Below are 18,371 nucleotides of genomic sequence, written 5' to 3'. Positions count from 1 at the left end.
ATGAGTTATCCAGGTGTTCTGTCAAAGTAATGGCGTCCGTCTCTAGTGGTCTGTTGTAATGTACGTTACCGATGCTCAGCATGCCCGTCCAAAGCGCTATAGCGCAGGCTGGTTCGCGTCGGTTTGATTCGGAGCATCCGTAATGTGGATGTGACAATTTCATTTCCCGCTAATTTGCGGTTTTATACCACTTTCCGCTCGACCAGCGCGCGCACACGAATAAGGTCGTAAGCCGCTAGAGTCAGCAGGGAAGCTACTCGGCTCGCTCGCGGCTGATATACATCGCCTGGCGTGCTCGATGTATTTTTGTTTGCGCCGACCGATACGTGGTTCGCCCAATGTGTTTTGCGATCATCAATCGCTGTGCTACATGCGGTGTCACGTTAGCGTCCCGGCACGCCGCCAGGAAACCCGTCTCGGTTGACATTTGTTAGCTAGGAATTATCGGGGCGCGAGAGGAGGGCATGCGAAAGATTGATAGTCTCGAGTCGACATGTCGCTCCCCTTGCGCTGCCCACACAAACGTCGTTCCTACCCCCGCGCCACCTTCAACGTCGTCTCTGCTTCACGCGTCCCCCCCACACCCGCCCGCCCAATGCTGTAATACTCGACCCCCAACTCCGCCATCGTTTCCGGCTCATAAAGATTCCGCCCATCGAAAATCACCGGCTCGCTCAACAACTCGACGAGCGCCGCAAAATTCGGGCTCTTGAACACCTTCCACTCCGTGACGATCACGAGCGCATCGGCCCCTGCAGCGGCCTCTTCCGACGTCGTCACGAACTCGAGCCGCGAATGCGCGGCCGGATCGTCGCTCAGATCGAGCGCAAGCACGCGCCGCGCCTCATCCGTCGCAACAGGATCATAAGCACGCACGTTCGCACCACGCTTCAGAAGCCCAACCACGAGCTCACGGCTCGGCGCTTCGCGCATATCATCGGTATTGGGCTTGAACGCGAGTCCCCACACCCCGAACGTGAGCCCCGACAGATCGTCCCCGAAGCGTTCCGAGATCTTCTCGAGCAGTACCTTCTTCTGCGCATCATTGACCGCCTCGACGGCTTCCAGAATGCGCAGCGACTGCCCGTACTCGGCAGCGGTCTGCACCAGCGCTCGCACATCCTTCGGAAAACACGAACCACCGTAACCCACACCGGCGTAAAGGAAGTCATACCCGATGCGCGGATCCGAACCAATCCCCCGGCGCACGGCTTCGATATCCGCGCCGACGCGATCCGCAAGATTCGCGAGCTCGTTCATGAACGAGATCCGCGTCGCCAGCATCGCATTCGCCGCATACTTGGTGAATTCCGCCGAGCGCACGTCCATGTAGCGCGTACGCTCGTGATTGCGGTTGAACGGCGCATACAGCCGCTTCATCTGTTCGCGTGCACGCTCGCCGGCCTCGTCGGTGTCGGTGCCGATCACGATACGATCGGGCCGCATGAAATCGTCGACGGCCGCGCCTTCCTTCAGGAACTCGGGATTCGACACGACCGAGAATTCGTGGCGCAGGCCGCGGCGGGTCAACTCGGTTGCGATCGCATCGCGCACGTGCAGCGCGGTGCCGACCGGAACGGTCGACTTGTCGACCACCACCTTCGGTCCGCTCATATACCGTCCGATATTGCGCGCGGCGGCGAGCACATACTGCAGATCGGCGGAGCCATCCTCGTCGGGCGGCGTGCCGACCGCGATGAACTGGATGTCGCCGTGCGCGACGCTGGCCTCGATGTCGGTCGAGAACTGCAACCGGCGGCTCGCACGATTGCGATCGATCAGCTCTTTCAAGCCGGGCTCGTGAATCGGTACGCCGCCGTCGTTCAGGATATCGATCTTGCGTTGATCGACGTCGACGCAAAACACGTCGTTGCCGATTTCGGCAAGGCATGCGCCCGTCACGAGGCCTACGTAACCGGTACCGATGATGGTGATTTTCATGTTGCCGTATGGAGAGGAATCGATTGCGGGTTCAAAAATCCGAATGCCGTGCGCCTGACACGTCGGCATTGGACGGCTCGGGACGCAATGCGCGCAACTTCGTGTCGAAATCGCTCAACACCGCGTCACGCGACAGGACAGCCTCGGCGAATCTGCGCCCGGCCTGTCCCAGGCGAGCGCGCTCGGCCGCATTGGCGGCGAGCGCGTCGATAGTCGATGCAAGCGTTTCGGAATCGCCCGGCGGCACGACGATCCCGCGCGGCGCGACCACGTCATGCAGCTCCGTCCCCGGGCTCGCCATCGCGATCACGGGCCGCCCGCTCGCGAACATCCCGGTCAGCTTCGACGGCATGACGAGGTCGGCAGCGTCGGCGCGTTGCGGGAGGACGTGAATGTCGGCCAGATTCAGGAGCTCGTTGAGCCGGCCGATAGGCTGCAGCTCGATGAAGCGGCAGTTCCTGAGGCCGCCGCAGCGCATGAGGAGCTCGGCGCGCGCGGGCCCGTTGCCGCAGAAGACGAACACCAGATTGTCGCGCGATACGAGCCGTTGGGCCGCATCGGCCAGAATATCCAGCCCTTGCTTCGCACCCATGTTGCCGGAATAGAGCACCACCGTCGCGGCGGGAGAGATGTACAACGCCGTTCGCAGCTCGCTCGGCCGTTTGAGCGGGTAGATCGAGTGGGTGTCGGCCCAGTTCGAGAAATGCACGAGCTTGCTCGACTGAATCCCCTTGCGCAGCGCGTGCTCGACCATCTTCCCGGAGATCGTCGACACGGTATCGAAGCGCTTGAGCAGCGTGCGCTCGATGGCGAGCACGGCGCGCTTCAGCAGAGATCCCTTGAGCATCCCGAGACTGAACGCCGCATCGACCTCGTAATCCTGGATATGAATCCACGCGTGGGCACCGGTCAACCGTGCGACGAGCCAACCGGTGGGCGCGTTCAGCAGGCTTGGCGCGATGCACACGACGACGTCGGGCCGCCAGAACGCATGCCGCAGCATGACGGGGAAGCTCGAAAGCGCGAAGCTCGCGAGATGCGCGATGCGGCGCGCACCGCTCGGTCGCGACGGAACCCACAACGGCGCGCGCCAAAGCGCGACGCCGCTGCGGCGTTCGGTCGAGTAGCTCAGCGCCGAGTAGCCGCTGGCGACCCGCCATTCGGGGTAGTACGGCGGTGCGCACACGACGCGCACGGTGTGGCCTTTTTCGACGAGTGTTTCCGCCATTTCGGCGGTGTACTTGCCGATGCCGGTCAGCTCGGGCGCATAGTTGATGCCGTAGACGAGGATCTTCATCGGCTTCCAGCGAAAGATAAAAATGGTGCGGTGCGTTATAAGCGCATTGTCGGTAATGCTTATCGTGCGAGTCCGACAGAATGTTGATCGGTGCCGCCAATTGTCGGCGGCGGCCGTGCGAATCGTGGACGAGATTGCACACCGCGGGCAGCGTTACCCGATGCGGCAGGCCGTTGTCAAAAATGACGCGTGCAAACCAGCGGCGAATACATCTCGATAGCCGCCTGAATCGGTGCGTGATATCCGTAGGCGAGGGCAGACACGGCAAGCGTTGAAGCCACGGCGAGCGGACGCATTGCCGGCGGCAGGATCGGTGCGTCCGTCCATCGTTTCAGCAACACGACGGTAACGAGCGCACCGAGCAACCACCCCGCGATCACCTCGGACGCGCTATGCGCATCGTCGCGTACGCGTGCAACGCCAATCGTCGCGGCGAGGGCGAGTCCCGGCAATAGCGCCGCGCCTGGGCGAACGTCCCATCCGTCGTGCAGCATCAGCAGGCACGCCATCGGCCAGACAGTCGCGGCAAGCATCGTGTGCCCACTGATCATGCGGAAGTTCATCGACCGGATCTGCAATCCGCATCCGGCGTAGAGAACTTTCGTCAGTCCGACGGCGAGCATCGCGACGGCAAGCAGCACGACCCACGACAACGCAATGCGCCAGCCATACATCGAACGAGTGAGCCACGCGAAACAGATGGCGGCAAGCGGCAGCGTCAGCGCCGCGTCACCGAGGTTGCCGATAGCGAGCCACATGCCCGGTCCTCGCTGGACGAAACGGAGTTATCGATCGCTCGTGGGATGAAAAGCCAGCAACGTGACGCGCCGCGCGTCACCGCGGCGCACGATCGGCATCAGATGACCAGCTGTTCCGACATCCGCGCAAGCAAATACCGCTCGAAGTCCGCCGCAACCTCCGGATGCCGCAGCGCGAACTCGATCGTCGCCTTCAGGTACCCGAGCTTGCTGCCGCAATCGAAGCGTGTGCCGTCGTAGCGGTACGCGAGCACCTGTTCATCGGTGAGCAGCGACTGGATCGCGTCGGTCAGTTGCAATTCGCCGCCCGCGCCGGGTTTGAGCCCGCGAAGATGCTCGAAGATCTTCGGTTTCAACACGTAACGGCCGACGACACCGAAGTTCGACGGCGCATTCGCCGGTTCGGGCTTCTCGACGATGCCGGACAGCTTGAAGAGATCGTCTTCCCAGCGCTTGCCGTCGATCACGCCATAAGATTTCGAATCTTCAGGAGCGATTTCCTCGACCCCGATGACCGACGCGTGATAGTGATCGAAGACGTCGATCATCTGGCGTAACACCGGCTTCGGGCCATCGAGCAAATCGTCGGCGAGGATCACCGCGAACGGATTGTCGCCGACGAGTTTCTCCGCGCACAGCACGGCATGACCGAGCCCGAGCGCTTCGGCCTGGCGCACGTAAAAGCAGTCGACGTGGCTCGGCTTGATGCTGCGCACCAGCGACAGCAGCTTGTCCTTGCCACGTGCCTCGAGCTCCGCCTCGATCTCGTACGACTTGTCGAAATGATCCTCGATCGCGCGCTTGCTGCGTCCGGTCACGAAAATCATCTCCGTGATGCCCGCTTCGATCGCTTCCTCGACCGCATACTGGATCAACGGTTTGTCCACGACCGGCAGCATTTCCTTGGGACTGGCCTTGGTGGCCGGCAGGAACCGCGTGCCCAGGCCGGCGACCGGAAAGACGGCTTTCGTCACTTTCAACATAGTGGTAATTCCATGGGTTCGGAATGAAGAGCAGACAACGTCGAGGTGCGATGTCGGTGTCCGGACGCAACAAAAGATTCGAAGTCGCACAGGACGCAATTGCATGGTCGCGCACGTGCGATTCCGGAAATCCTAATGTGTTCGGAAATAATGCGGCGACTGAATCTTGGGTGAATCCGACAGGTTGATTGCGAGGCCACACATTGGCGCAAGAATTATTTTGAAACAGTGTGCAAATGGTCGGCTCGGCGTTATATAGCGGATGACGTCTGTCGTTTGTCGACAGGCGTTCGCTCGGTTGGGATACGGTTCGAAGCGCAAGCCCGGAACCCGGCCGGATTGTGCAGATGCGAGTGGGTGCCGATGCATCGCGTTCACGGGCGTGTCATTAGGAGAGCGTGATGACGGAAGAGGATGATATTTGCCGTGCGTTGGGCGCACTCGATCCTGCCTATCTCGAACTGATGCAGCAGATGTTGAAGATCGATTGCGCGGTCGCGGCACGCGAGTTGGGCATCTCGGATCAGATCGCGTCATGGATCATCGCGCTGACACCAACCGAGATCGAAGCGCTGGTCGGCCGCGGATCGCAGTCTTAGGCGGCAGGGTTGACGTCGTTTCGTCGCAACATCTGCTGGAAAGAGTGCAGGCCTGATTGCGACGGTGGCCCGCGGCCGGGAGCCGTCGAGTTTCCGGCACGCGTGGACGAAAGCGTGCCACGGTCCCGCTATACGCGAAGAAAGAACAAGAACCGAACAAAATATATTTAGCGTTGAAACGCAATTGCCAAAGAGATGGATGAAAGTGGAGTCACCATGACGCATGCGACCATAGACACCATGACGATATCCGAACAACGGCAGCGCACCGGCTGGGCCGGCGTCTGGCTTCCATGCACCGATCCTCCCGCGGAACCGATGTGGTGTGAAGGCCGATGGCCGGGACACACGTACGGCTTTCCCGTGTATTGGGACGGCACCAAATGGTGCAGCAAGATTTTCGGCGCCCGCGGCGATTTCTGGCGCGAGCGTGCGATACGGGCTGCATAGCAGGCATCTGCCGGCCGCGGCGATCACGCGGCATTGCGTGTCCGGGCGCATCGGCAGTGTCGCGTCGTCGTCTCGTCCCCCGATGCGTATTTACCGTCGTCTTTAATTCGGACGCTGGCGGCGCCGCGCATTCCGTCAAGCATTTTGGTGGACCGGCGATCGTCACATGACGTTACTGAACCGCGCGTCGCTGGTCCGTCATGTCGTGCTTTCACGAACGGCAATACAAGAAAACCACGATGTGGCGGATTACCGCTAGGTTTTGTCCGCTTGTCGCCGTGCGCGACACGTAGAGTGCGTGGCCGAAACTCCGCGTATTGCCAATACGCGCCCTGCGGCCGGCTGAATGCAATCACCGTCAAAAATCAGGAACGCCCATGCCCGAACAGGACGACATCTTCGACGCGATTGCGGAATTCAACCGTTCGTATCTGACGCTTGCCCAGCGCTTGCTGCAAGCGGATCGCGAAGCGGCGAAACAACAACTGGGCATGTCGGATGAGACGGCTGCGATCGTCGCCGCATTGACGCCGGCACAGATCGACGAACTCGCCGAGCGTCGCGAATTGTTCTGCGAATTTCGCGCGGAATCCTCGCCCGGCCGGGCCTGATACCGCGACCGTTTCCAACGTTTCATGCGTCGCACCGCGCGCGAACCTGGCCGAATACCGGGTTGCCTGTCCGCGCGGCCGATCGCGCTCGGCTGCCGCCGTGGCCGCTCCCGTCAATTGTCGGGGGTGGCCGATAGTTTGGCGTTTTTCGGCTAGATATCGAACCTCATTCGTCTAATTGGATTCGCTACGATGCGCAAAAACGCTGTTGCCACGATGCCCGCACGCGAAGCACACGATGCGGCCACGCCGATAATTTAATTGTCTTTCACCGGGAATTCGTCGTCCATGCAGGGAATGTTGGAGCATCTACTCGAGCGCCATGTGTCGATCCAATGGCGCGGCTTCCTGGAGGCATTGGCCGCTGAATTCACCGATCAGCTCGATCGAGACGAGCTGAGGCAATTGATGGCGCGCATCGGCATGCGCTTCGCAGCCGCGCATCCACTTGGCCCTTGCGAATCGACGGACGATCTCGCGGATGCATTGAATGCCCGCTGGCGCGACATGCAGTGGGGTTACGCCGAACTGTCCGACGAACACGATTTCCTGCGCATCGTTCATTACGCCGCGCCGTTGCGCGCGTTCGGCGGCGGCTGTCTCGCATGGTCCTCCGCCTTCCTGGAAGGCGCGTATCAAGGCTGGTTCGACAGCGTCGGCGCGACCGGTTTGCGCGTGACGCAGGACGTCGCGCCGACGGACGACGCGCGGATCGAACTGCGTGTTGCGCGCGCAAAGAACTGAGCGACCGGGCCGACCGGAACTTCCGCGACAACAAATGGGCACGCTATGTCGACTTCACGGGATATCGAATCGTTGTTCAAGCGTTTTGGCGGCGATGCCGGACGCTATCACGAAGTACGTGCCGAAGCGGATGCCGAAGTGGCCCGCGCGCGTTGGCCGCTGCTCGGCGGTGTCGAGTTGCGCGAGCGCGAGTCGCAGGGGCAGCCGGGCGCCAGGTCGCCGGATGGCGCGGATAGCCTGCGCAAAATCGTACTGGCCGACACGCATGCGTTGCCTGCGTCTGCGCCGGATATCGGCAGGCGGGATCAAGCATCCGGCACGCTGAAGAAGTTGGTCGGCAGGCCGGCGGCATCGGACAGCACGGATGCGCAAGGTCCGTCACAGCCGCTGGTTCGGTTGTTCGAGCGGCTGCGCACGGAGGCGACGGGAGAGGGGCCGAAGAAGCCATCGGTGTGGACCGGCCGCTCATGAAAATCGTTGCGATCGCTTCAGCAAAGGGCGGCGTCGGCAAGACGACGCTGGCGGCGAATCTCGCGGCCGTGATGGCGGCGTCGCGACGCCGGCGCGTGAGCGTGGTGGATCTCGATCCGCAGAATGCGCTGAAGCTGCATTTCGGCGTGCCTCTCGATATGACCGACGGGCTCGCCCATGCCGCGCTCGACAGGCTGAACTGGCCGGCCGTGGTCGTCGACGGGATCACGGTGTTTCCGTTCGGCCTGGTCAGCGAAACGGATCAACGCCGCTTCGAGCGGCTGCTCGACCGCGATCCGTCGTGGCTCGCGCACGGGCTTGCCGCGCTCGGGCTCGGCGACGACGACATCGTGATCATCGATACGCCGCCGGGCACCTCGGTCTACATGCGCGCCGCGCTGACGGCCGCGCATTTCGTGCTCAAGGTCGTGCTGGCCGATGCGGCCTCGTACGCAACGATTCCGCAGATGCGGCGGATGCTCGACGCCTATGCCGCGAGCCGCGCGGATTTCGTGGGCGACGGCTACGTGGTCAATCAGGTCGATCAGTCGCGCGAGCTGGGCCGCGATGTGCTGCGCGTGCTGTGCGACAGCCTCGGCGCAGCCCGGTTCGGCGGCGTGATTCACAGGGATGAAGGGGTCGCGGAATCGCTCGCGTCCCGGACGACCGTGAATCGCTACGATCCGCGTTCGCAGGCCGCCGCCGACCTGAACGCGTGCGGTGCATGGCTCGAGCGCGTGCTCGATCGGCGCGACACCGCGCGGAGCATCGCTTGAGCGCCCGCGGGGAGGTCGCGCGGCCGTCGGCGGCCGACCGGTTCGTCGATGCGTTGCCCGGGAGCGGCTGGCTCGTCGCGCTGCCGGTGGCCGCCTGCACGCTGCTGGCGCTGTATTTCGTGTGTACCGTGCCGCTCGACACGATCGGGCAACTCGTGTTCGCCACCTGCTGCATCGCCTGTTCGCTGGTGGTCCGTCGCCTGGGCGGACGCTATGCGACGCTCGTCATGATCGTGCTGTCGGTGGTGGCCACCGGCCGGTATATGTATTGGAGATTGTCCGGCACGCTGGTGTGGTCGCATCCGCTCGACGCGGTGTGGGGCACGCTGCTCGCGGCTTCCGAAGTCTATGCGGCGGCGGTGCTGATCCTCGGCTACTTCCAGACCGCGTGGCCGCTCGGACGCAAGCCGCTGCCGTTGCCCGCGTCGCGCGCGCATTGGCCCAGCGTCGACGTGTTCATTCCGACGTACAACGAACCGTTGAGCGTCGTCAAGCCGACCATCTACGCGGCGCTCGCGCTGGATTACCCGGCCGACAAGCTGTCGATCCACGTGCTGGACGACGGACGTCGCCCGGAATTCCGCGCGTTCTGCGAGTCGGTCGGCGTGCACTGGACGATTCGCGATCACAATCGCCATGCGAAGGCCGGCAACCTCAACGAAGCGTTGAAGATCACCGACGGCGAATTCGTCGCGATCTTCGATTGCGATCACGTGCCGACGCGTTCGTTCCTGCAGATCTGTCTCGGCTGGTTCATTCGGGATCCGAAGCTGTCGATGCTGCAGACGCCGCATCACTTCTTTTCGCCGGACCCGTTCGAGCGCAACCTCGGCATTTTCAGAAAGGTGCCGAACGAAGGCGAACTGTTCTACGGACTGGTGCAGGACGGCAACGATCTCTGGAACGCGACGTTTTTCTGCGGATCGTGCGCGCTGATGCGCCGCTCGATGGTGGAGGAGATCGGCGGCATCGCGACGGAGACGGTGACCGAGGATGCGCACACCGCGCTCAAGCTGCATCGCCGCGGCTATACGACGGCCTATCTTGCGATACCGCAGGCGGCGGGGCTGGCCACCGAGAGCCTGACCGGGCACATCGGCCAGCGCATCCGCTGGGCGCGCGGCATGACGCAGATATTCCGCATCGACAACCCGCTGTTCGGGCGCGGACTGACGCTGAGCCAGCGGCTGTGCTACCTGAACGCGATGATGCATTTTTTCTACGGGATCCCGCGGCTCGTGTTCCTGACCGCACCGCTGTCGTTCCTGTTTTTCGACGCACATGTGATCCATGCCCCGGCCACGATGCTGGCGCTCTATGCGCTGCCCCACGTCATCCATGCGAACGTGACGAACTCGCGGATGCAGGGCCGGTTCCGGCATTCGTTCTGGGCCGAAGTCTACGAAGCCGTGCTGGCGTCGTACATCGCGCTGCCGACGATGCTTGCGCTGATCAATCCCCGGCTGGGCAAGTTCAACGTGACGGCCAAGGGCGGACGCATCGACCGCGGCTACTTCGATTGGGCGGTGTCGAAACCGTATCTGAGCCTGGTGATCCTGAACGTGATCGGCCTCGCGGTGGGCGTCCTGAACTTGTCGCTCAACCGTCACGTCGGCAGCGAAGTCCAGACGACGGCGTTCAACCTGGCATGGACGACCTACAACATCCTGATTCTGGGGCTCGCCGTCGCGGCGGCGAACGAGCGCCGGCAGGTACGCGTGTCCCATCGCGTCGCGGCGCGGATTCCGGTGATGCTGCGCTTCGCGAACGGCCGGACACTGGCATGCGAAACGCGTGACTACTCGGAGGGCGGGATCGGCGTGGCGGTCCCCGACGATGCGCGCATTCCGCGTGGCGAACCGGTAACGGTATCGCTGTTTCGCGGTGTCGACGAGTACGCATTTCCCGCGACGGTCGAATACGTCGAACCAGGACGCCTTGGCATCCGGTTCGAGAGCCTGTCGCAACAGCAGGAGTTCGATCTCGTCAGTTCGACCTTTGCCCGCGCGGACGCATGGATCGACTGGACGGACGGCCGCCGTCCCGATTCGCCGCCGCGTGCGTTCCTGCATCTGTTGAAGGTCGGCGTGCAGGGCTTACTTCGCCTGATCGCGCGCCTGTACGCGGACCTGCGCGTGTACGCGCGCGGTGGCCGCAGCAACGAAAAAAAATAGCATGAGGCGGAAAGAATGACGGGGTCGTCGCGACAGCGCGGCAGCACGCGCCGCAAGGCGTGCATTTCGCAGGGTGCGGTTGTCGCGGTTCCTGCACGTGTCGGCCGGTATGCGCGCATGTCGCGCAGGATGGTGTCGCTGCTGCTCTGGGCAATGGCGAGCGGCATCGCATCGGGCAGCTGGGCCGCGGCCACCGGGATGCAGGCACCCGGCGCGATGCGGGCAGCGGACGGCGCGATGTCGTCGGGCGACGCGGCGCCGCCGTCGCCGGCCATACCCGTCGGGCCCGCCACGGTGCGCCCGGCGCTGCTCGCCGAACCGGTGCCGGCGGCCGACGCCGCGCGCCGCCGCTTCGGCACGCTGCCGACCACGGCCGAGCCTGGCACGCTCGTGCCCGGCGGCCGGCGCCAGGCATTGACGTTCGCGGATCTCGGGGCACGCGATCCGCTGCAGCTGCGCGGCACCGACGGCCAGAACGGCATCGCGTTCTCGGTCCGTCGCGACGAGGTCGTCATGGGCGCGACGCTGCATCTGGTCTACAGCTACTCGCCCGCGCTGCTGCCGGATCTGTCGCAGCTCAAGGTGCTGATCAACGGCGAAGTGGCGGCGACGCTGCCGTTGCCGGCCGCTCAAGCGGGCATGACGGTTGCGCGCGACGTGTCGATCGATCCGCGCTTCGTCACCGAGTACAACCATCTGAACGTTCAGCTGATCGGTCATTACACGAAAGACTGCGAGGATCCCGCCAACTCGTCGCTGTGGGCAACGGTGAGCAACGCGAGCCGGCTCGAGCTGACCTATGCGGCGCTGCCGGAGCGGCCGGAACTCGGCGTCCTGCCCGCGCCGTTCTTCGATTCGCGGGACGTCCGGCGGCTCGAGCTGCCGTTCGCATTCGCCGCGCGACCGCCGCGGGAGACGCTGGAAGCGGCGGGCATCGTCGCGTCGTGGTTCGGCGCGCTGGCCTCGTATCGCGGCGCGCGGTTTCCGGCCCGGCCCGGCGGCCTGCCTGAATCGGGCAATGCGGTGGTGTTCGCGACGGCCGACGATCGTCTGGACGGCGTGACGCTGCCGGCGATCGACGGACCGACGCTGGCCGTCGTCGAGCGGCAGGCGCCCGCTCATGGCCAGCTGCTGCTGGTGCTCGGCCGCACGCCGGACGAAGTGAAGGTCGCCGCGCTCACGCTCGCGCTCGGCAGCAAGACGCTTGCGGGTACGCATGCCACGGTGAGCCGGCTCGAGAACGTCGCGCCGCGCGTGCCGTACGACGCGCCGAACTGGCTGTCGTCGACGCGCCCGGTGCGGATCGGCGAACTGGCCGATGGGCGCGCGCTCAGCGTGTCCGGATACGACGCGGGCGCCGTCCGGATCGATCTGCGCGTCGCCCCCGATCTGTTCACCTGGGATACGCGCGGCGCGCCGATCGACCTGCGTTATCGCTACACGCCGACGCTGCGCGCCGACCGTTCGTCGCTCAACCTGAGCGTCGGCGACACGTTCGTGAAGGCGCTGCCGATCCCGCCACGGGAAACGTCGCGCTGGAGCCTGGGTCGCTACCTGCCGTTCGTCGCCAACGGTATCGACCGCGCGACGCTGCACGTGCCGTCGCTGCTGCTCACGCCGCGCACGCCGTTGCAGTTGCACTTCTTCTACGAGATCCCGGATATGGGCCGATGCACGGGGCGGCTGTTGCAGAACGTCGCAGGTTCGATCGACCCGGACTCGACGATCGACGTGTCGTCGTTTCCGCACTACAAGGCGCTGCCCGACCTCGCCGCGTTTGCGAACAGCGGCTTTCCGTTCACGCGGATGGCCGACCTGTCGGACACGGCCGTCGTGCTGCCCGCCGAGCCGAGCGCGGACGTCTACGGCCTGTACCTGCTCGCGATGGGACGCATGGGCGTGTCGACGGGCTATCCGGTCAGCGGTGTGACGGTGACGGACGCCGCCGGTGTCGGTGCGTTCGCGTCCAAGGATCTGCTGATTCTCGGCGCGCCGGACACCCAGCCGCTGCTGACCCGCTGGGCGGCGCGCATGCCGTTCGGCACGGATCGCGACGGCGGCCGGTTCGGCGGCCTGTTTGGTGGCCTGTTCGGCGGCGCCGAGGCGGCGCCGTCGCCTGGCGCCGAGCGCGAGCGCGTGCGTGCCGGCCTGTCGATCGTCGCGGACGGCACGCGCGCGCTGATCGCCGGCTTCGAGTCGCCGTTGCGCAAGACGCGCAGCGCCGTCGCGTTGATCAGCGCGAGCGGGCAGGCGGACGAGGCGCTCGGCCGCGCGCTGCTCGACGACGACATGCTCACGTCGGTCCAGGGCGCGATGGTCGTGATTCGCGATCGCACCGTCACGGTGACGTCGAACGAAACGTCGTATCACGTCGGTGCGCTGCCGCCGGTCACGTACCTGCGCTGGTTTCTGTCGGGACGTCCGCTGTTGCTTGCGCTGTTCAGCGTGCTGGCCGCGTTCGTCGCGGCGGCGCTCTTCTATCGTCTGCTGCGTGCGCGTGCGGCGCGCCGGCTGAAGGAGTGACATGCGAAACCGACGGTTACGCGGGCTCGGCGCCGCCCGCGCGGGCGGTGTCGCGAGTCTGCTGCTCGCGCTGGCACTGTCGCACGCGGCGGCGGCCGCCAGCGATCCGCTGAAGGTACTCGTCGATCAGGGGCGGTACTGGCAGGCGCATGGCCGGGGCGACCTCGCGGCGCAGGCCTGGAAGAAGGTGCTGGGTGTCGATCCGAATCAGCCCGACGCGCTGTTCGGCATGGGCATGGTGCTCGCCGATCGCAAGGACGTCGACGGTGCGCGCCGCTACCTGGAACAGTTGCGCCGGATCGCCCCCGGCTTCGCGCGGACCGACGAGCTTGGCCTGCGGCTGGGCGAGGCGAGCGTGCGCGACGGCGAGATCAGCGACGCGCGCCGCCTCGCGCAGACGGGGCAGAGCGCACTCGCCGCGCAACAGTATCAGCGTGCGCTGCAAGGCGCGCCGTCATCGCCCGCGCTGCAGCTCGAGTACTTCCAGGCGCTCGCGGCCACGCCGAGCGGATGGACTGAAGCCCGGCGCGGCCTGGAACGTCTCGCGCGGGACAACCCCGACGATCCGCGCTACGCACTCGCGTATGCGCAGCACCTGACCTATCGCGATGCGACGCGCCGCGACGGCATCGCGCGGCTCGAGTCGTTGTCCGCCGACGCGAAAGTCGGGAAAGCGGCGCGCCAGAGCTGGCGCCAGGCGCTGCTCTGGCTCGCGGCAAGGCCGTCGGATCAGGCGCGCTACCTCGCCTACCTGAAGGTGGTGCCCGACGATCCGCCGGTCAAGGCACGCTACGACAGCATGGTGCGACAGGATCAAACCGCGCGCGAGGGCGATCAACGGGGCGCATCGAACGAAGCGCGCGGCCACGCGATCGAGGAGGGCTTCGCGGCACTCGAGCGCGGCGATCTGGACACGGCGCGGGCCCGCTTCGATGCCGTGCTCGCCACGTCGCCGAACGACAGCGACGCGCTGGGCGGCCGCGGTATCGTCGCACTGAAGCAGGAGCGTTTTGCACAGGCGAGAACCGATCTGGAACGCGCGTCGCGAGGCGGGAATGCGGCGCGCTGGCGCTCGGCGCTCGGCAGTGCGACATACTGGTCCTACGCGAGCGAGGCGCTCGGCGCGCAAAGCAACGGCGACTTCGCGCGAGCGAAAGCGCTGTTCGAACGCGCGATTCTTGCGGATCCGTCGAACGTCACCGCGCAGGTGATGCTCGGCGATGCGCTGCTGGAGAATCGCGATGCGCGTGGCGCCGAGCAGGCGTACCGGATGGCGTTGCGGCGTCAGTCCGACAACCCGGACGCGATACGCGGTCTGGTCGGCGCGCTGGCCGCGCAGGGGCGCGGCGACGAAGCATTGCAGTTCGCGACGCAACTGAGCGCCGAGCAGCAGTCGAAGGCCGGCGGCCTCGACCGGTTGCGCCGAACGGCCGAAGCGGCGCAGGCGCGGCAAGCCGAAGCGCGCGGCGATCTGGGCACGGCGCGCAGCCTGTTCGAGGACGCGCTCGCCGGCAATCCGGACGATCCGTGGCTGCGGCTGGATCTGGCGCGCGTGTACGTGCGGCAAGGCGCGATCGCATCGGCACGCAGCATGATGGACGGATTGCTGGCCGAGCGGCCTGACATGACCGACGCGCTCTATGCCGGCGCGCTGCTGGCCGAGCAGACGCAAGACTGGAGCCTCGGGCTGCAGCGGCTGGAGCGCATCGCGCCCGCGCAACGCACGGCGGCGATGACGACGTTGCAGCACCGCCTCTGGGTGGGCCAGCAGGTGGCGCTGGCGACACGGATGGTGCGCGAGGGCCGCCGTGCGCAGGCGCTCGACATGCTGCACGACGCGGAGGGAATCGGTCAGTCGCTGCCGGCACTCGCGGCGCAACTGGCGGCGGGCTATGCCGCGGCCGGCGACACGTCGCGTGCGCTCTGGATCGTGCAGCGTGCGCTGGCCCGGGAGCCGGACAACGCCGATTTGCTGCTGCAGTACGCGCGGACGCTGCTGACCGTGCGCAACGATGCGCTGCTGGGCGACGCGATGCGCCGGCTCGCTGCGCTGCCGCTGTCGCCCGCGCAGCGCGGCGACTTCGAACGCCTGAACCTCGAGATCGTCGTGCGTCAGGCCGATGCGGTACGCCAGGTAGGCGACCTCGCCGGCGGTTACGCCGTCATCGCGCCGTGGCTGGCCGCGATGCCCGACAGTCCCGAACTCCAGGCCGCGCTCGCGCGGCTGTACACGTCGGCCGGCGACGCGCCGAACGCGCTGAAATGCTATCGGGTCGCGCTGGCCCGCCGGCCCGACGATACGGGATTGCTGGTCGCGGCGATCTATGCGGCGAGCGGCGCGAAGGCCTGGCGCGAAGGCGAAGCGTTCGCGGCCACCGCGCTCCGTATTGCGCCCGATGACCCGGGGCTGCTTGCCGCGACCGGCCGTCTGTATCGCGCGGAGGGGAATCTTTCGCTCGCCGCGCAGTATCTGCAGCGTTCGCTGCTGGCCGCCAATACGCCGCCCCCGAGCAGCAAGCCGGCACGGTCGAACGTTCCGCGCGGCTGGGAAGACGCGATGCGGCGCATCGGTGCGAACCCGCTGCCCGGCACCAATCCGTTCGAAGGCAAGACCGCCGTCGATGTCGCCCCCCCGTCGACCGGTGCCGGCGCCGCGGTACTGCCGCTGCCGGGCGTGCCTTCCTGGTCCACCCCGTCTTCTTCTGCTCCGACCGTGCCCTATACGATGCCTCCCGCGCCGCCCGCGACCTACGTCACCCCGTCCGCCATGCCGGCAGCGCGCATGGTGCCGCCCGACATGCCGCTGCAGGCGGCCGCGCGCGATCCCGGCGATCCCGGCGGCTATGGCCAGGCGGCCGCCGGCGCGAGCGAATCGGGCGGGCCCGCGACCGCGCGGCGCTACCGGCCTTATCGGGAGCCTGCCGCCGATGCACCGCCGGCGGGGGCGTCCGCGGGATGCGTGGCGCAGTCCGATCCGAACGACGACTGTGCCGGCTACGTCGCCACGCCGTGGCCGATGTCGCCCGCGTCGCGGGCCGCGGCGGCGACCGGTTCGCCGGCGGCCGCGTCAGGCTCCAGGCAGGGCCGGCCCGCCCGCGGCGGGACGAAGGTCGCCGCGGCGCGCTCGCCCATTCTTTCATCGGCATACGGGCAGCCCGATGCGCTGCCTCGCTATATTCCGCAGCCGCCGGCCGGCTATGCGGGCAGCGAGGCCGTGGCCCGTGCGCCGCAGCGGGATGCGGGCGCGGGCGCCAACGCTCAGATGCTCGACGTCGCGTCGGAACTGGCCCAGGTGAACAACGAGCAGGCCAGCACGGCAGCGGGCGGCCTCGTGTTCCGAAACCGGACGGGCGAGGCGGGGCTGTCCGGCCTCACCGACATCGAGGCGCCGCTGGAAGGGCGTATCAAGGCCGGCAACGGTCACGTCATCGTGACCGCCACGCCGGTCATGCTCGACGGCGGCAACTCGGCCACCGACGTGCCGACCCTCGCCCGGTTCGGCGCGGGGCTCTCGCGGTCGGCCGGCGGCGGCTCGCCGGGTTCCGAAACGGCGAGCGGCGTCGGTCTCTCCCTCGGTTACGAAGGCAAGCAATTGAAGGCCGACATCGGCGCGACGCCAGTCGGGTTTCCGTATCAGGATGTGGTCGGCGGCGTGCGCTTCAACGGTGCCTTCACCGATCGGGCGGCCTACTCGCTGGCCGTCACGCGTCGCGCGGTGACCGACAGCCTGCTTTCGTTCGCGGGCGCACGCGATGCGAGTGCCGGCCTCAAGTGGGGCGGCGTGACGCGCAGCGGCGCACGCGGTGCGCTGAGCTGGGACGACGGCACCAGCGGCGCGTACGTCGAGGGCGCGTTCGACTATTACGATGGCCATCACGTCGAACGCAACTTCGCCGGCAAGGGCAGCGGCGGCGCCTATACGCGCCTGCTGCGCGACGCCGACCGGACGCTCACCGTGGGCGTCAATGCGACGTGGATGCGCTTCAGCAAGAACCAGTCGTACTTCACGTACGGCCATGGAGGCTATTTCAGTCCGCAGCAATACGTGATCCTGAACATACCGGTCGAGTATGCGGGGCGAACGGGGGCCTTTGCCTATGACCTGAACGGTTCCTTCGGCGTGCAGCATTACCAGCAGAACGCGGTGCCGTATTTCCCGCTCGATTCCGGCATGCAGTCGCAAGCGGCGGCGAACGCCGCCGCCAGTCAGGCGGTCGGGTTGGATCCGGGCGCCGTGTATCCGGCGCGCAGCAAGACCGGCATCGCCTATTCGCTCGCCGCGCGCGGCGAATACCAGGTCGCCCAGCAACTCGCCGTCGGCGCGACCGCATCATTCGGCAATGCGTATCAGTACCGCGAGTGGACGGCGGCCGTCTATCTCCGCTACAGCTTTACGCCGCAAGGCGGCCTGCCGGTGTTCCCGCCGCGCGTGTTCACGTCGCCGTATCTCGCCGACGCCGACTGAACGGATCCGCTGGGCGCCGTGGCGATGCCGCGCGAATCGACGTGCACGCCACGGTACGCGCGCCTGCGCGCGCTGGCGGATCCGTTCAGAGCTTTGTCGGTCCGGCGGTGCGTTCGCGACGTACAGTGTGTCATCGAAAATCCGGCGAGTGCCGAACCACCGGGTCGAAGCGAATCGACCGGCAAAGCGCACGCGCAGGCCCTTCAAGACCGACCATGGCCGAACAACACGACATTTCCGATGCGATCGCGGAATTCAATCGATCGTATCTCATGCTTGCGAAGTGGCTGCTCCTCGTTAACCGGGGCGAGGCCACGCGACAACTCGGCATCTCGGAAATGACGGCGTCGCGTATCGCATCGCTGACACTGGCCCAGATCGACCACCTCGCCACGCGCGGCAAGCTGTTTTGCGAGTTTCGCGACGAGTTCGCGCCAGGCTGTGCGTGAATTCGTCGCGCGACGGTTCGCCATGACATCGGGACGGCTCCGTCGTCAGGACGCAGGGACGTACGCGCGCCGTGACGGCATCCTGAATCCGAACGCAGTGCGCGATCACGCGACGGTCCGACTGTTTCGG

General features: G+C 66.0%; 13 protein-coding genes. 9 read left to right on the top strand and 4 right to left on the bottom strand.

The window, feature by feature from the left end:
* Positions 1-531: 531 nt before the first annotated feature.
* The 4 genes from U4Y91_RS17835 to galU form a co-directional block, all read right to left on the bottom strand.
* Positions 532-1,941 carry a UDP-glucose/GDP-mannose dehydrogenase family protein gene (locus tag U4Y91_RS17835; RefSeq protein ID WP_321806150.1) on the bottom strand — a complete coding sequence of 470 codons (1,410 nt, stop codon included), beginning with the start codon at positions 1,939-1,941 and terminating at the stop codon, positions 532-534.
* Between the two features lie 31 nt (positions 1,942-1,972).
* Entirely contained in the window at positions 1,973-3,238 is a 1,266-nt protein-coding gene (locus tag U4Y91_RS17830; protein WP_321806149.1) for a glycosyltransferase WbuB, read from the bottom strand.
* A gap of 176 nt (positions 3,239-3,414) precedes the next feature.
* Positions 3,415-3,996, bottom strand: coding sequence for a phosphatase PAP2 family protein (locus tag U4Y91_RS17825; RefSeq protein ID WP_321806148.1), 582 nt, complete (start codon positions 3,994-3,996; stop codon positions 3,415-3,417).
* A 98-nt stretch (positions 3,997-4,094) separates the two neighbouring features.
* Positions 4,095-4,979, bottom strand: coding sequence for a UTP--glucose-1-phosphate uridylyltransferase GalU (galU, locus tag U4Y91_RS17820; RefSeq protein ID WP_321806147.1), 885 nt, complete (start codon positions 4,977-4,979; stop codon positions 4,095-4,097).
* Between the two features lie 401 nt (positions 4,980-5,380).
* Between galU and U4Y91_RS17815 the strand changes: the two genes are divergently transcribed.
* The 9 genes from U4Y91_RS17815 to U4Y91_RS17775 all read left to right on the top strand — a co-directional run bounded on the left by U4Y91_RS17815 (position 5,381) and on the right by U4Y91_RS17775 (position 18,241).
* Positions 5,381-5,578 carry a flagellar transcriptional regulator FlhD gene (locus U4Y91_RS17815; RefSeq protein WP_321806146.1) on the top strand — a complete coding sequence of 66 codons (198 nt, stop codon included), beginning with the start codon at positions 5,381-5,383 and terminating at the stop codon, positions 5,576-5,578.
* Positions 5,579-6,405: 827 nt separating this feature from the next.
* Positions 6,406-6,639, top strand: coding sequence for a flagellar transcriptional regulator FlhD (locus U4Y91_RS17810; RefSeq protein ID WP_124668008.1), 234 nt, complete (start codon positions 6,406-6,408; stop codon positions 6,637-6,639).
* A gap of 288 nt (positions 6,640-6,927) precedes the next feature.
* Positions 6,928-7,383 (top strand): cellulose biosynthesis protein BcsD, encoded by a 456-nt coding sequence (gene bcsD / locus U4Y91_RS17805; protein WP_321806145.1) that lies wholly within the window; start codon positions 6,928-6,930, stop codon positions 7,381-7,383.
* Positions 7,384-7,428: 45 nt separating this feature from the next.
* Positions 7,429-7,854: a cellulose biosynthesis protein BcsP gene (gene bcsP, locus U4Y91_RS17800; RefSeq protein WP_321806144.1), complete on the top strand. Its 426-nt coding sequence runs from the start codon at positions 7,429-7,431 to the stop codon at positions 7,852-7,854.
* Complete coding sequence (gene bcsQ, locus U4Y91_RS17795) at positions 7,851-8,630, top strand: cellulose biosynthesis protein BcsQ (protein ID WP_321806143.1); 780 nt, start codon at positions 7,851-7,853, stop codon at positions 8,628-8,630. The genes bcsP and bcsQ overlap by 4 nt, the downstream gene beginning before the upstream one ends.
* Complete coding sequence (gene bcsA, locus U4Y91_RS17790) at positions 8,579-10,804, top strand: UDP-forming cellulose synthase catalytic subunit (RefSeq protein ID WP_415750472.1); 2,226 nt, start codon at positions 8,579-8,581, stop codon at positions 10,802-10,804. Before bcsQ ends, bcsA begins: the two co-directional genes overlap by 52 nt.
* 15 nt (positions 10,805-10,819) lie before the next feature.
* On the top strand, positions 10,820-13,327 hold the full coding sequence (gene bcsB, locus U4Y91_RS17785; protein ID WP_321806141.1) for a cellulose biosynthesis cyclic di-GMP-binding regulatory protein BcsB: 2,508 nt from the start codon (positions 10,820-10,822) through the stop codon (positions 13,325-13,327).
* Position 13,328: 1 nt separating this feature from the next.
* Positions 13,329-17,792, top strand: coding sequence for a cellulose synthase subunit BcsC-related outer membrane protein (locus U4Y91_RS17780; RefSeq protein ID WP_321806140.1), 4,464 nt, complete (start codon positions 13,329-13,331; stop codon positions 17,790-17,792).
* A gap of 215 nt (positions 17,793-18,007) precedes the next feature.
* Positions 18,008-18,241, top strand: a complete 234-nt coding sequence (locus U4Y91_RS17775; RefSeq protein ID WP_124629338.1) for a flagellar transcriptional regulator FlhD — start codon at positions 18,008-18,010, stop codon at positions 18,239-18,241.
* The last annotated feature ends 130 nt before the right edge of the window (positions 18,242-18,371 follow it).

This window comes from Burkholderia sp. BCC1993, assembly GCF_905339865.1.
In the GTDB taxonomy this organism is placed as follows: Bacteria; Pseudomonadota; Gammaproteobacteria; order Burkholderiales; family Burkholderiaceae; genus Burkholderia.
This window is presented reverse-complemented; position numbering and strand designations above follow the sequence as displayed.

Coding starts and splice junctions, on each gene's coding strand:
- U4Y91_RS17830 (WP_321806149.1), bottom strand. CDS start 3,238: ATGAAGATCCTCGTCTACGGCATCAACTATGCGCCCGAGCTGACCGGC.
- U4Y91_RS17775 (WP_124629338.1), top strand. CDS start 18,008: ATGGCCGAACAACACGACATTTCCGATGCGATCGCGGAATTCAATCGA.
- U4Y91_RS17810 (WP_124668008.1), top strand. CDS start 6,406: ATGCCCGAACAGGACGACATCTTCGACGCGATTGCGGAATTCAACCGT.
- U4Y91_RS17825 (WP_321806148.1), bottom strand. CDS start 3,996: ATGTGGCTCGCTATCGGCAACCTCGGTGACGCGGCGCTGACGCTGCCG.
- galU (WP_321806147.1), bottom strand. CDS start 4,979: ATGTTGAAAGTGACGAAAGCCGTCTTTCCGGTCGCCGGCCTGGGCACG.
- bcsB (WP_321806141.1), top strand. CDS start 10,820: ATGACGGGGTCGTCGCGACAGCGCGGCAGCACGCGCCGCAAGGCGTGC.
- bcsQ (WP_321806143.1), top strand. CDS start 7,851: ATGAAAATCGTTGCGATCGCTTCAGCAAAGGGCGGCGTCGGCAAGACG.
- bcsP (WP_321806144.1), top strand. CDS start 7,429: ATGTCGACTTCACGGGATATCGAATCGTTGTTCAAGCGTTTTGGCGGC.
- U4Y91_RS17780 (WP_321806140.1), top strand. CDS start 13,329: ATGCGAAACCGACGGTTACGCGGGCTCGGCGCCGCCCGCGCGGGCGGT.
- U4Y91_RS17835 (WP_321806150.1), bottom strand. CDS start 1,941: ATGAAAATCACCATCATCGGTACCGGTTACGTAGGCCTCGTGACGGGC.
- bcsD (WP_321806145.1), top strand. CDS start 6,928: ATGCAGGGAATGTTGGAGCATCTACTCGAGCGCCATGTGTCGATCCAA.
- bcsA (WP_415750472.1), top strand. CDS start 8,579: ATGGCTCGAGCGCGTGCTCGATCGGCGCGACACCGCGCGGAGCATCGC.
- U4Y91_RS17815 (WP_321806146.1), top strand. CDS start 5,381: ATGACGGAAGAGGATGATATTTGCCGTGCGTTGGGCGCACTCGATCCT.